Source organism: Pseudoalteromonas sp. SIMBA_162 (assembly GCF_046535955.1).
Classification (GTDB): Bacteria; Pseudomonadota; Gammaproteobacteria; order Enterobacterales; family Alteromonadaceae; genus Pseudoalteromonas; species Pseudoalteromonas marina.
The window spans coordinates 1-244 of sequence record NZ_JAWJBQ010000994.1; the positions used below are offsets into that span (position 1 = coordinate 1).

The 244-nt window shown below is 57.4% G+C and carries 1 protein-coding gene; it reads left to right on the top strand.

Annotated features, from left to right (window positions below; genetic code table 11):
- The coding region (locus R0J88_RS22695; protein WP_410901277.1) for a hypothetical protein at positions 1-244 on the top strand (244 nt) is incomplete at both ends.

Here is a 244-nt window from a genome sequence, read left to right on the forward strand (position 1 = left end):
CCGGCATCGCTGTCAGCGGCTCGGTCAGCTCGGGGGAAGTGTTCTCCACCGTAGGAAAATTGTCGCTGTTCATGATCGTTGCATTGGTCATCGGCATTCTGCTGGTGCCGCGGCTGCTGGCCTATGTGGCCAAGTTCGAAAGCAACGAAATGCTGCTGATTACCGTGCTTGGCCTGTGCTTCGGCTTCTGCCTGTTGGTGGTGAAGCTGGAATACAGCATGGTGCTGGGCGCCTTCCTGATTGG